The sequence below is a fragment of the Streptomyces aureus genome, assembly GCF_000725495.1.
Lineage (GTDB): Bacteria > Actinomycetota > Actinomycetes > Streptomycetales > Streptomycetaceae > Streptomyces > Streptomyces aureus_B.
This window is the reverse complement of sequence record NZ_JNZD01000005.1, coordinates 204243-216501: the sequence shown is the minus strand read 5'-3', so window position 1 is coordinate 216501 and position 12259 is coordinate 204243. Positions and strand designations below refer to the sequence as shown.

10 protein-coding genes and 1 pseudogene are annotated in these 12259 nt (G+C 71.8%); 4 read left to right on the top strand and 7 right to left on the bottom strand.

Annotation, left to right across the window (positions count from 1 at the left end; all coding sequences use genetic code 11):
- Positions 1-18 precede the first annotated feature (18 nt).
- Complete coding sequence (locus IO36_RS10930; protein ID WP_037618847.1) at positions 19-687, top strand: mycothiol-dependent nitroreductase Rv2466c family protein; 669 nt, start codon at positions 19-21, stop codon at positions 685-687.
- Positions 688-844: 157 nt separating this feature from the next.
- Positions 845-1471: a histidine phosphatase family protein gene (locus tag IO36_RS10925; protein WP_037618846.1), complete on the top strand. Its 627-nt coding sequence runs from the start codon at positions 845-847 to the stop codon at positions 1469-1471.
- Positions 1472-1534: 63 nt separating this feature from the next.
- Here IO36_RS10925 and IO36_RS10920 read toward each other — a convergent pair whose 3' ends face one another.
- The 6 genes and pseudogenes from IO36_RS10920 to IO36_RS10895 form a co-directional block, all read right to left on the bottom strand.
- Entirely contained in the window at positions 1535-2428 is an 894-nt protein-coding gene (locus IO36_RS10920; RefSeq protein ID WP_037618844.1) for a TauD/TfdA dioxygenase family protein, read from the bottom strand.
- A 69-nt stretch (positions 2429-2497) separates the two neighbouring features.
- The gene (locus IO36_RS10915) at positions 2498-3892 is read right to left on the bottom strand and encodes an LLM class flavin-dependent oxidoreductase (protein ID WP_280923721.1); all 1395 of its coding nucleotides are present in this window, start codon (positions 3890-3892) and stop codon (positions 2498-2500) included.
- A gap of 158 nt (positions 3893-4050) precedes the next feature.
- A pseudogene (locus IO36_RS10910) lies at positions 4051-4779 on the bottom strand (ABC transporter ATP-binding protein); the annotation flags it as partial.
- Positions 4755-5852 (bottom strand): ABC transporter permease, encoded by a 1098-nt coding sequence (locus IO36_RS10905; RefSeq protein ID WP_245173207.1) that lies wholly within the window; start codon positions 5850-5852, stop codon positions 4755-4757. The gene IO36_RS10905 and the pseudogene IO36_RS10910, both read right to left, overlap by 25 nt.
- A 5-nt stretch (positions 5853-5857) precedes the next feature.
- Complete coding sequence (locus IO36_RS10900; RefSeq protein ID WP_051900299.1) at positions 5858-6958, bottom strand: ABC transporter substrate-binding protein; 1101 nt, start codon at positions 6956-6958, stop codon at positions 5858-5860.
- Between the two features lie 524 nt (positions 6959-7482).
- A complete protein-coding gene (locus IO36_RS10895; RefSeq protein ID WP_037618843.1) occupies positions 7483-8685 on the bottom strand; it encodes an ROK family transcriptional regulator in 1203 nt (400 codons plus the stop codon).
- A gap of 603 nt (positions 8686-9288) precedes the next feature.
- Between IO36_RS10895 and IO36_RS10890 the strand changes: the two genes are divergently transcribed.
- Positions 9289-9873, top strand: a complete 585-nt coding sequence (locus IO36_RS10890; RefSeq protein ID WP_037618839.1) for a biotin transporter BioY — start codon at positions 9289-9291, stop codon at positions 9871-9873.
- Between the two features lie 132 nt (positions 9874-10005).
- Here IO36_RS10890 and IO36_RS10885 read toward each other — a convergent pair whose 3' ends face one another.
- Positions 10006-11493, bottom strand: a complete 1488-nt coding sequence (locus IO36_RS10885) for an amino acid permease (protein ID WP_051900296.1) — start codon at positions 11491-11493, stop codon at positions 10006-10008.
- Between the two features lie 259 nt (positions 11494-11752).
- Between IO36_RS10885 and IO36_RS10880 the strand changes: the two genes are divergently transcribed.
- A complete protein-coding gene (locus IO36_RS10880; RefSeq protein ID WP_037618838.1) occupies positions 11753-12241 on the top strand; it encodes a ribose-5-phosphate isomerase in 489 nt (162 codons plus the stop codon).
- Positions 12242-12259: the final 18 nt, after the last annotated feature.

Here is a 12259-nt window from a genome sequence, read left to right as displayed (position 1 = left end):
CGCATTCCGAGGAGAGCCATGCCCGAGCAGACCGCTCAGACCGGTTCCGGCAAGACCCCCGTCGACTTCTGGTTCGATCCCCTGTGCCCCTGGGCCTGGATGACCTCGCGCTGGGTGCTGGAAGTGGAGAAGGTCCGCGACATCGAGGTCCGCTGGCACATCATGAGCCTTGCCGTGTTGAACGAGCCGAAGCTGGACGAGCTGCCCGACCACTACCGCGAGATGCTCGCCACCACCGCCTGGCAGTCCGTCCGGGTGGTCACCGCGGCCTGGCAGAAGCACGGCGACGACGTCCTCGGCCCGCTGTACACCGCGCTCGGCACCCGCTTCCACAACGACGGCCAGGGCCCGACCAAGGAGGCCATAGCCGGCGCCCTCGAAGAGGTGGGACTGCCCGCCGACCTGATCGACTACGCCGACCAGGAGAACTTCGAGTTCGACGCCGAGCTGCGCGCCTCCCACAAGGAGGGCATCGACAAGGTCGGCCAGGACGTCGGCACCCCGGTCATCGCCGTCCCCGGCTCCGACGGCGAGCAGCTCGCCTTCTTCGGCCCGGTCGTCACCCCGGCCCCCAAGGGCGAGGAGGCCGCCAAGCTCTGGGACGGCACGCTCATGGTCGCCTCCGTGCCGGGCTTCTACGAGATCAAGCGCACGCGGACGGCCGGACCGGACTTCAGCAACCTGTAGGCACGTCCCGGACCGGGCCCACGCGGCACGGCGACCGGCCTCCGGCCCCGCGAGCGCCCGCGCCACGGGGCCGGAGGAGGGACGAAACCACCCTCCGGGTCCCGGGACTTCCCGTGGCGCGCCCGCGGAGGCGGCCCGACCTGGATACTGCGGGCTCATGAGTACTACGAGCCGCCGCACGACCCTCCTCCTGGCCCGGCACGGACAGACGGTCTGGCACGCGGAGAACCGCTACGCCGGAGTGAGCGACATCGCCCTCACCGAGGAGGGCCTCGCCCAGGCGGAGGCGCTCGGCCGCTGGGCCGCCGAGCACCCCGTCGACGCGGTCTGGACCTCGACCCTGTCCCGTGCCGTCGCCACCGCGGAGCCCGCCTGCCGCGCGCTCGGGCTGGTGGCCCGGCGCGAACCCGGCCTGCGCGAGTGCGACTTCGGGGTGCTGGAGGGCCGCACGCTCGCCGAGTACGAGCGGGAGAACCCCGTCCGCGCCAAGGCGTACCGCTCCGATCCGGTGTCCTACCCGTTCCCCGAGGCGGAGGACCCGCGCACGGCGGCGGCCCGGGGGACCCGCGCCCTGCGGCGCGTCGCCGACGCGCATCCCGGCGGACGGGTGCTGGTCGTCGCCCACAACACCCTGCTGCGCCTGGTGCTGTGCACCGCGTTGTCCATCCCGCTGGGCGAGTACCGCCGCGTGCTGCCGAGCCTGCGCAACGCGGCGGTCACCGAACTCCGGATGGAGGACGGGGCGGCCGCGCTGGTCTCGCTCAACGTGCCGTGCGGACCGTGACGGGCCGGCCCCCGCGAGCCGCCGCCCGCGGGAACCGGCCCGGCACCCGTCACCTTCCGGGCGTCACCCGGCCACCGAGGTGTAGTGCGAGGCGTCGCCCGTGATCGAGCGGCTCTCCTCGCCCCCGACGCCGACCGGCACGTCACCGGCGACCGTCACCCGGTGCAGCCGGCGCGGCCGGCCGTCGTAGTTGTCGACCGCGTAGTGCTGGGTGATCCGGTTGTCGAACAGGACCAGCTGGTTCGGGGACCAGCGCCAGCGCAGGACGTTCTCGGGCCGGGTGACGTACGCCTGGAGCAGGTCGAGGATCTTGCGGGACTCGCCGACCGACAGCCCCACGATCCGCTGCGCGAACCCGCCGATGAACAGGCCGCGTTCACCGGTCAGCGGGTGGACCCGGACGACCGGGTGCGCGGTGCGGTACGTGATGGACGTGAACTGGGCCCGCTGGGCGGCCTGTTCGTCGCCCACGTTCTCGTCCGGCACCGCGTAGTCGTAGTCGTTGGTGTGCTCGGCCCACAGGGTGTCGGCGAACGCGCGGAGCGGTTCGGGCAGATCGCGGTAGGCGGCGGCCGAGTTGGCGATGAGCGTCTCACCGCCGTACGGGGGGATCGTGATGCTGCGCAGCGTGCTGGCCTGCGGCGGGTTGAGCACGAAGGTCACGTCGGTGTGCCAGTGGTTGGCACGGCCCCGCTCGCTGTCGACGGGCAGCACGTTCGGGGCGCCGTCCACGGCGGGCACGGTGGGGTGCGCGGTGGTCAGGTCGCCGAAGTGGCGGGCGAAGGCCTGCTGGCCCTCGTCGTCCAGGTCGACGTCGTCGAAGACCAGCGCCTTGTGCTCGTTGAGCGCGGCGCGCAGGGCGGAGACGGTGATGTCGTCCAGCGGCTTGGAGACGTCGACGCCCAGGACACGGGCACCGATGTGCGCGGTGACCTTCTGGATCTCGATCTCGGTCATGGCTGCGGGTCCTTTCGGTACGGGGATGCGGGGATTCGAGGGTCGGAGGGTGGGACGGCGCGAGCGGGGTCAGGCGAGGGCGGAGACCGTCGCCGGGTCCTGCGCGGATGCCGCGGGCGGGGGCGTGGCCGCCGTCGGTGTCGCGTACTGGTTGGCCGGGCGCGGAAGCCCGTAGCGTTCCCGCAGGGTCTGGCGGGGTCCGTACTCCCGACGGAGCAGACCCCGGTCGCGCAGGATCGGCACCACGTGGTCGACGAAGAGGTCGAGCCCGGCGGGCAGCACGGCGGGCATGATGTTGAAGCCGTCGGCGGCGCCGCCGCGGAACCATTCCTCGATCGCGTCGGCGACCTGCTCGGGCGTCCCGGCGAAGGTCAGATGACCCCGCCCGCCGCCGAGCCGGCCGATCAGCTCGCGGACCGTGAGCCGCTCGCGCCGGGCCAGCTCGACGACGAGGGTGTAGCGGCTCTTGGCTCCCTCGATCGCGCTCTCCGGCGGCAGGCCGTCGGGCAGCCGCGCGTCCAGGCCGAGGGTGCCCGGCTCCAGGTGCAGCAGGTGCTCCAGACGGTTCACCCCGTGCTCGTACACGATGTGGTCCTCCAGGACCCGCTCGTGGGCACGCGCCTCGGCCTCGGTCGAGCCGATGACCGGGACGATGCCGGGGAGCACCTTGATGTGGTCCGGGTTCCGGCCCGCGCGCCCGGTGCGGGCCTTGAGGTCGGCGTAGAACTCCTGGGCGTCCGGGAGGGTCTGCTGTGCCGTGAACACCGCTTCCGCGTACCGGGCCGCGAACCGCTTGCCGTCCTCCGACGAGCCCGCCTGCACCAGAAGGGGGTGACCCTGCGGCGTGCGGGGCACGTTGAGGGCGCCCTCCACACTGAAGTACGTCCCGTGATGGCGCGCCGGATGGATCTTGCCGGGGTCGCCCCAGACGCCCGCCGCCTTGTCGGCGACGACGAGGTCGTCCTCCCAGCTGTCCCAGAGCTTGAGCGCCACGTCCAGGAACTCGGCGGCCCGCCGGTAGCGGGTGGCGTGCGCGGGTTCGTCGTCCAGGCCGAAGTTGCGGGCGGCCTCCGCGCCCGCGGTGGTCACGATGTTCCAGCCCGCGCGGCCGCCGCTGATGTGGTCGAGGGAGGCGAGTCTGCGGGCCAGGTTGTAGGGCGAGTTGTAGGACGTGGAGGCGGTGGCGATCAGGCCGATGTGCTCGGTCGCGGTGGCCAGCGCGGTGAGCAGGGTGATGGGTTCGAGCGAGCCCGACGGGCGCTGGGCCACGCTGTTGAACAGGACGGGGCCGTCCGCGAGGAAGAGCGAGTCGAAGGTGCCGCGTTCGGCGATCCGCGCGAGCCGCACGTAATGGGCCGTGTCGACATGGGCGTACGGGTCGCTCTCCGGCAGCCGCCAGGAGGCCTCGTGGTGGCCGGTGTTCATGAGGAAGGCGTTGAGATGGAGCCGGCGCGAGCTGGTCACAGGTGCTTCTCCTTCCGGGGTACGGACACGCCGGGCCCGGCGCCGCCGTCCGCCGCCGTGTCGGGTTCGGCCGCGGTGCGTGCCGCCGCCGCGGGTTCCGTCCTCGCCGCGGGTTCCGCCTTCGCCCCGGATGGGGTCTTTGCCGTGCCTCCTGTCACGTCCTCGGTCACCCCGAGGGCGTTCAGGAGGCGTTCGCGGTACTCGCCGAGCAGGGGATCGCGGTAGGAGCGGGGGTGCGGGCGGTCGATGGTCAGGTCGACGTCGATGCGGCCGTGGTCGAGCACGAGCACCCGGTCGGCCAGCACGATCGCCTCGTCCACGTCGTGCGTGACGAGCAGCACCGTCGGCCGGTGGCGCTCCCACAGTTCGCGCAGCAGCACATGCATCCGGATCCGGGTGAGCGCGTCCAGCGCACCGAACGGCTCGTCGGCCAGCAGCAGTTCGGGTTCGCGGACGAGCGAGCGGGCGAGGGCCGCGCGCTGTGCCTCGCCGCCGGACAGCTCGTTGGGCCAGGCCCTCTCGCGCCCCGCGAGCCCCACCTCGGCGAGGGCGGAGCGGCCCTTCTCCGCGGCCTCCCGGCCGTCCGTTCCCAGCAGGACGTTGTCGAGGACGCGGCGCCACGGAAGCAGCCGGGAGTCCTGGAAGACGACGGACACCCTGTCCGGGGCGGTGAGTTCACCACTCCCGGCGACGCCGTGGTCGAGGCCGGCGACGGCGCGCAGCAAGGTGCTCTTGCCGGAGCCGCTGTGGCCGAGCAGGGCCGTGAACTGGCCTGCCGGGAGGTCGAGGTCGATTCCGTCGAGGACCGTGCGGCCCTCGAACGATCGGGTGAGCCCGCGCAGCCGGACCGTGTCGGAGCGGGTCAGCTGCTGAGCGTGCGTCGCCATGACAGCACCTTTCGTTCGACGAGACGAACCGCGCTGTCGGAGACGAGCCCGAAGATGCCGTAGATGAGCAGGCCGACGAGGATGATGTCGGTCCGGCCGTAGTTCTGGGCCTGGAACATCATGTAGCCGAGGCCGCTGGTGGCGTTGATCTGCTCCAGGACCACCAGGGAGAGCCAGGAGCCGGTCACCCCGAGCCGCAGCCCGACGAAGAAGCCGGGCAGCGCCCCGGGGATCACGATCTCCCGGACGAAGCGGAGCCGTGACAGCCCCTGGACCTCGGCGAGTTCCACGAACCGGTGGTCGATGCCGGACAGCGCGGAGTGCAGGTTCAGATAGATCGGGATGTAGACGACGATGGCGATGATCGCGATCTTGAAGGTCTCGCCGATGCCCAGCCAGAGGATGAACAGCGGGATCAGACCGAGGGTCGGGATCGCCCGGTTGAGCTGCACGGTCCCGTCGATCAGTGCCTCGCCGACCCGGCTGAGCCCGGACGCGAGGGCGAGCAGGACACCGGCGGTCAGGCCGAGGGCGAACCCGTAGCCCGCGCGCTCCAGGGAGGTCAGCACATCGGTGGGCAGGGTGCCCTCGGTCCACAGATGCCCAGTGGTCTTCAGCACCGTCCAGGGCGCGGGGATCGCGCCGGGGTCGAGCTGTCCGGCGGCGGACGCGACGGCCCACAGGGCGAAGAACAGCGCCGGACCGATGAGCCGGGAGGCGGGCAGCCGCTTGCCGGGCGCGAGACCGCGCCGCCGCGCACGGGGAGTCCGCCACGACCGGCGGTCGCCCGCCTCGGCCCCACCGACCGCTTCCGCCGCGCCCGGCTCCGTCCCGGTCGTTGCGGTGCCGGCAGCGTTCCCGGCCGTGGCCGGCGCCGCTGTCCCCGTCCCGGGCGCGGCCGCAGCAGCGGTATCGGTCCCGTACGCGGGTACGGCCGGAGCCGCGGTTCCGGTGCCGGGTGCGGTCGTGGCCGCAGTCGCGGTGTCGGTGGCGGTGTCGGCTCCGGCCTCGGTCCCGTTCCCGGTGTCGGTCGTGTCCGGAGCGGTGGTCGTCGTCGTGGTCCTGGTCGTCATGGCCGTCACCTCCGGTATTCCGCGGGTACGGCCCGGGCCGCGATGGCCTCGAAGCGCCGGTCGAACAGCGAGTCGACCTTGAACTCCTTCACGAAGCCGCCCTCCGCGAGCAGATCGGCGGTCTCCTGCTCCCACTTGACGGCCTCGTCCCAGCTCGGCGGGAACAGCGGCTTGTTGGCGAGGGCGGTGATCGAGCGGGCCTGGTCGAGGGTCAGGTTCTGCGTCTTGACGTAGAACTCCTCGTTCCAGGCGTCGGGGTGCTCGTACGCCCACACCTGGCCCTTCGCCCAGCGCGGGATGTACGCGGCGACGGCGGCCGCCTTGGCCCGGTCGGCCAGCACCGAGGCGGGTGCCCAGAGGAGGTTGAGCAGATCCACCACGTCGGTGGCGATCGTGTGGGCGCCCTTGGACCCGTACTGCTTGAGATAGGCCGGCGCCTGGCTGTTCGCGAGCGGAGCGATGTCCACCTGGCCCGCCTGGAGCGCCGTGAGGAACTGGTTGCTGGTCAGCGGTACGAGGTTCACGTCGTCGTAGGCGATACCGGCCTGCTTCAGCGCGCGCAGCAGGACGACACCCTGTGCCTGCCCCTGGGAGAAGGCCAGCTTCCTGCCCTTGAAGCCCTGGACGTCCTTGATGCCGCTGCCGGGCTTGGTGGCGAAGAGGTAGTTGGGCTTACGGGTGATGTTGATCGCGACGATCTTCGCGTCGAAGCCCTGGAAGTGCGCCTGGATCGGTGGGATTCCCGCGTTGTTGCCCACGTCCAGGGACTTGGCGCGGAAGGCGTTGATGACATCGGGTCCGGCGCCGATGTTCACCCAGTCCGAGACGGTGAACGGCAGCCCGGACAGCCCCGCCAGCTTGAACTGGAGTTCCTGGACGCCCTGGTACGAGGCGATCGCGAGCTTGGTGCCCTGCGGCACCTTGTCCGCCAGGGGGGCCGACAGGTCCCCCTGGGACCGGCTGCCGGCCGCGTCGGCGTCGGCGCAGCCGCTCAGTCCGGCCGCCGCCGCGGCACCGAGCAGCGTGGAGAGGAATACGCGCCGGTCGACACCGGACGTGGACAGGGGAGAGGAGAAACGGGTGGACCGTGCGGACAGTGGTGGCATGGAAGGACTCCGGGGATTCCAAGTGGCGGGAGGGCGAGCGGAGCTCCGGGCAGGGCGAAGCCGGAAGGGACGCGGGCGCACCGAAGGGACACACGCCGGCGGCGTGCCTGGAGGAACTGGGGACACAGACGTCGACGGCAGAACGGCACGCGCGGCCCGTGGGGCGTCGGCCCGCCGATCCATGGGGGAGACGTGACGCGCGGGGCCGACCGAGCCAGGGCGACCGTTCGGCGGGGACCGGCGAGCGAACCCCGCGCTCCGGCGGATCAGCCGGAGAGAGGACCGGCCGGCCGGCGAACGGGCGCGTCAGCGCAGCGGCGTCTCAAGGGATCGGCGACACGGTGCCGATGACGGAACGTCAGGAACGGCCGGCCGGCGACGAGGGGTCAGCAACAACGTGTGCGTGCGACCCGCATCAGGTCGACCACACGGCACTTGGTGAGCGGAACCTGCACCCGCGCGCTGCTCATGCCCACGATGCTCCTGTTCGCGAACGAGCCCTGTCAACATTCCGACTTTCTGAATTAATTGACCCCTGGTGGGGAGCCCGGGGAGCCCAGCGGATCGCGGTACAGGACGTCGAGCACGACCGAACCGCCCGCCACCGCCAGCACCGAATCGGCGAAGCTGCTCGGCACGACCGCGGGCGCCCGCTCCGGCCCCACCGCCTCCCGCAGCGCGTCGAGGCAGTCCTCCCGGTGGATGACCCCCACCTCGGTGACGACGACCGTCTCCGGGTTGAGCACGTCGAGCAGCAGCCCCGCCGCCCGTCCGACCATCCGGGACCGCTCCGTCAGCAGCTCCACCGCCACCGGATCGCCCGCGGCCGCGGCGAGGACCACGTCCATCGGGTTCGAGCCGTCCGTGACACCGCGCTCCCGGGCCCGCCGGCTCAGGGTCCGCTCGCTCAGCTCGGCCTGGAGGCAGCCCGTCCGGCCGCAGTCGCACCGCTGCGACCCACCGGTCAGGGGCAGATGGGCGATCGCGCCGGCCTGCGACCGTGGCCCGTAGTGCACCTGGTCGTGGGTGGCGAAGGCGGCGTCCACCACGTTGCCGACGAACAGGTGCAGCACGCTCCGGCTGCCCCGGGCCCGTCCGAACAGCCGCTCCCCGTTCACCAGCGCCCGCCCGTGGCCGTCCACATGGACCGGCAGCCCGGTGCGGGCCGCGATCGCCTCCCGGACGGCGACGTCACGCCAGCCCAGCAGCGGGTGTTCCACGATCGTGCCGGAGTCCGGGTCCACCCAGCCGCCGGCCGCCACCCCGACGCCGAGGGCGCACCGGCCGGGGACACCGGCGAGGAGTTCGGTGAGCGCGTCCGCCGCGTTCGCCAGCACGAGGCCCGACTCGGTGCTGTCGTGCCGCAGACGCCGCTCGGCGAGAACCCGTCCGCGCAGGTCGAGGAGCGCGACGGTCGTGTACGGCACGGCCACGTGCACCCCGCCGACCACGAAACGGGAGTGGTCCAGGTCCACGGGCAGGTGCGGCCGTCCGACCCCGCCCGACCGCAGGGGCGCGGCGGCCTCCCGGATCAGGCCCCGTTCGGTGAACCGGGCGCAGTAGTCGGTCACCGAGGCCGGGGAGAGCCCGGTCAGCCGGGAGATGGTGCTGCGGGCGACGGGCCCGTGCTCCAGCACGGACCGCAGGATCACGCTGGCGCTCGCCCGGCGCCGGTCGAGGACGGGGGTAGGAGGGGACAGGGAAGGGGGTGCCGCCGTAGTGGGCATGGAGTTCTTCCTCGGGAGCTGGTCCGGCCGAGCGCCGTCACATACGCCCCGCCGCCACGGAAGCGGCGGGCGCGCCTGGTGTGGTCCGCTGTGGTCTCCGCGGGCCGGATCCGCTCCGCCCCGCCTCAGAAGCGGTGGCGACAGGTGGCCGTGCCCTGGCGTCGCAGGTCGACGTAGCGACGCGACGCGAAGTTCAGGGCCTGGGGAACCATGGGTGAAGGGTAGGGGCCGTCCGGGGGACCCGCCAGGCCGCGCCCAAGGACCGGACAGCCCCGGCCCGTTGCCGCCCCGCGGGCGGGCCCCCCGGGGGGCCCCCCCCCGGCCGCCGGCGCATTACGCGCCCCGCTCTTTGGTGAGTCCCCACAGTCCGCTCCCGGGACTCGCCCGGGGCGAAACCGACGTCACCTCCGTGACCAGCATCACCTTCGGACAGGTGTACCAGGCACTCTTTGTAAGGAGCCCACCAAGCTCCAGATCCGTGCTTTGTCGACCGCTGACGGTGATCACCCGTGTGCCGCTGGGATAGCGTCGCCGTGTTCCGACCCTGTCCTCCCCCGGGGCTCCACCAGAGCCGAGGGGGTATCCCCGTTCGCCGGAGTCCTCATGAGCACCGCTGTCGCCACGCCCGCCCGCCCCGGCGAGGTCCTCGCCGACCTTCTTCCGGCCTCCCGCGTCCGTGACGCCGCCCTCGTGCTCGGCGGTGCCGCGCTCACCGGTCTCGCCGCCCAGATCTCCCTGCCCGTCCCGGGCTCCCCGGTGCCGGTGACCGGCCAGACCTTCGCCGCGCTGCTCGTGGGCACGGCGCTCGGCACCCGTCGCGGTTTCCTGTCGCTCGCGGTGTACGCGATCGCGGGCATGGCCGGCGTCCCGTGGTTCGCCGAGGGCGGCTCCGGCGCCTCGGCCCCGTCCTTCGGCTACATCCTCGGCATGCTGCTCGCGTCGACCGTCGTGGGCGCCCTGGCCCGCCGCGGTGCCGACCGCTCCGCGCTGCGCATGGCGGGCTCGATGCTGCTCGGCGAGGCGATCATCTACGCGGTCGGCGTTCCCTACCTGGCCCTGGCCACCGGCATGTCGGCGACCGCCGCCGTCGCGGCGGGCCTGACCCCGTTCCTGATCGGCGACGCCCTCAAGGCCGCGCTGGCGATGGGCATCCTGCCCACCGCGTGGAAGCTCGTCGACAAGAAGTGACGTCCGCGCCGGTGCGGCGACGATCCCACCGGCCGTGACACACCGGCCGTGAGGCACCGGCCGGGCAGGAAAGGGGAGGGGCCCGCGGCGATCAGCCGCGGGCCCCTCCCCTTCTCAGGTCGAGGTGGCGGGTCAGGCGCCGACCTCGGCCTGGGTCTTCTCGCGGGAGCCGTCGGTGAGCGGCTCCGCGGTGGTGCGGGCACCCGCGCCGGCCTTCTGCCGGACGAAGGCGATGACGAGGACGACCGCCGCGACGAGCAGCGACAGCAGCACGGTCTCCCGGCCGTCGTGCTCGGTGTCGGTCAGCATGTAGCCGAGGACGAAGACGATCATCGCGGCCGTCGCCCAGGTCAGATACGGGTAGAGCCACATCCGTACGACCAGCTTCTCCGGCGACTCGCGCTCGATGATCTTCCGCATGCGCAGCTGCGAGAAGCAGATGACGAGCCACACGAACAGGGCCACCGCGCCGGAGGAGTTGACCAGGAAGAGGAAGACCGAGTCCGGGAACTTGTAGTTGAAGAAGACGGCGACGAAGCCGAACACGACCGAGACGACGATGGCGGCCATCGGAACGCCGCGCCGGGTGGTCCTGGCGAACGCCTTCGGGGCGTCCCCGCGCTCGCCCAGCGAGAAGGCCATGCGGGAGGCGGTGTACAGACCGGAGTTGAGGCAGGACAGCACGGACGTGAGCACGATGAAGTTCATGATCTGACCGGCGTGCGCGATGCCGAGGGAGTCGAGAGCGGCGACGTAGGAGCCCTTGTCCTTGATCGACGGGTCGTTCCACGGCAGCAGGGTGATCACGACGAGGATCGAGCCCAGGTAGAAGACGGCGATGCGCCAGATGATGCTGTTCGTCGACTTGGTCACGGCCCGCTGCGGGTCCTCGGACTCACCGGCGGCGAGCGTGGCGATCTCGCTGCCCATGAAGGAGAAGACGACCAGCAGCACACCGGTGAGGATCGCGCCGGGTCCGTGCGGCAGGAATCCGCCGTGGTCGGTCAGATTGCCGAGCCCCGCCTTGTCGGCGTGGGCACCGGGCAGCAGCCCGAAGACGGCCAGACCGCCGACGACGATGAACGCGCCGATGGCCACGACCTTGATCCCGGCGAACCAGAACTCGAACTCGCCGTAGGAGCCGACGGAGACCAGGTTGGTGGCGGTCAGCACCACCATCACGATGAGCGCCCAACCCCACTGCGGTACGGCGGGGATCCAGCTCTGGAGGATGTCCGCGCCCGCGGTGGCCTCCACGGCCAGCACCACCACCCAGAAGAACCAGTACAGCCAGCCGATGGAGAACCCGGCCCAGCGGCCGAGCGCGCGGTCGGCGTGCGCGGAGAACGAGCCCGAGGTCGGATTGGCGGCGGACATCTCGCCGAGCATCCGCATCACCAGCACCACGAGCGTGCCGACGAGGGCGTACGAGAGAAGGATGCCGGGGCCGGTCGTGGCGATGCCGGCCTTGGAGCCGACGAAGAGCCCGGCGCCGATGACACCGCCGATGGCGATCATCGACAGATGGCGGTTCTTGAGCCCGGCCTGGAGGCCGGCACCGGGTTCTCCGGGGCCTCCGGGGGCCTGTGAGGCCTTCGTGGGGGTCGGCTGCGAGGTCATGAGGGGGATTCCTTTGCGCCGGATGAGCAGATTCCCGTACAGAGCACCCAATCCGTACGAGCGGTGTACGGGGCGCCCACCGATCCGTTGTAGGGGTCGGCGTACAAGTTGGTCCAGTGAAACGGAGGCAAAGGAATTCGTGAACCTTTGAATCCAGATCGTTACTTGAGGTTTTCTTGAGGTTCTGTAGGCTGAGTCACAGTTTTGCCGTGCGGGACCCGGCGCGGCCGGCCGGAAACGGCCATGTCACACTCGGACCATGCGCGTGTATCTCGGATCCGACCATGCCGGTCTCGAACTGAAGAACCACCTCGTCGAGTGGCTCAAGGCCGCCGGCCACGAGCCCGTCGACTGCGGGCCCCACATCTACGACGCCCAGGACGACTACCCGCCGTTCTGCCTCCGCGCCGCGGAGCGCACCGTGGCCGACCCGGGTGCCCTCGGCGTCGTCATCGGCGGCTCCGGCAACGGCGAGCAGATCGCCGCGAACAAGGTCGCCGGGGTGCGGGCCGTGCTCGCCTGGAGCGAGGAGACCGCCGCACTGGGCCGCGAGCACAACAACGCGAACGTCATCTCCGTCGGCGCCCGCATGCACACCGAGGAAGAGGCGACGAAGTTCGTCGAGACCTTCCTGGGCACGCCCTTCACGGGCGAGGAGCGGCACGTCCGCCGCATCGACATGCTCGCGGACTACGAGAAGACCCGGGAACTCCCGCCGATCCCGGCCCACCACCCGCAGCAGCCGTAACACCGGCGGACGGACCGG

What these genes read in the sequence shown, in the direction of transcription:
- IO36_RS10920 (WP_037618844.1), bottom strand. Translation starts at nt 2,428, where the DNA reads ATGACCGAGATCGAGATCCAGAAGGTCACCGCGCACATCGGTGCCCGT.
- IO36_RS10900 (WP_051900299.1), bottom strand. Translation starts at nt 6,958, where the DNA reads ATGCCACCACTGTCCGCACGGTCCACCCGTTTCTCCTCTCCCCTGTCC.
- IO36_RS10925 (WP_037618846.1), top strand. Translation starts at nt 845, where the DNA reads ATGAGTACTACGAGCCGCCGCACGACCCTCCTCCTGGCCCGGCACGGA.
- IO36_RS10890 (WP_037618839.1), top strand. Translation starts at nt 9,289, where the DNA reads ATGAGCACCGCTGTCGCCACGCCCGCCCGCCCCGGCGAGGTCCTCGCC.
- IO36_RS10905 (WP_245173207.1), bottom strand. Translation starts at nt 5,852, where the DNA reads ATGACGACCAGGACCACGACGACGACCACCGCTCCGGACACGACCGAC.
- IO36_RS10880 (WP_037618838.1), top strand. Translation starts at nt 11,753, where the DNA reads ATGCGCGTGTATCTCGGATCCGACCATGCCGGTCTCGAACTGAAGAAC.
- IO36_RS10930 (WP_037618847.1), top strand. Translation starts at nt 19, where the DNA reads ATGCCCGAGCAGACCGCTCAGACCGGTTCCGGCAAGACCCCCGTCGAC.
- IO36_RS10895 (WP_037618843.1), bottom strand. Translation starts at nt 8,685, where the DNA reads ATGCCCACTACGGCGGCACCCCCTTCCCTGTCCCCTCCTACCCCCGTC.
- IO36_RS10885 (WP_051900296.1), bottom strand. Translation starts at nt 11,493, where the DNA reads ATGACCTCGCAGCCGACCCCCACGAAGGCCTCACAGGCCCCCGGAGGC.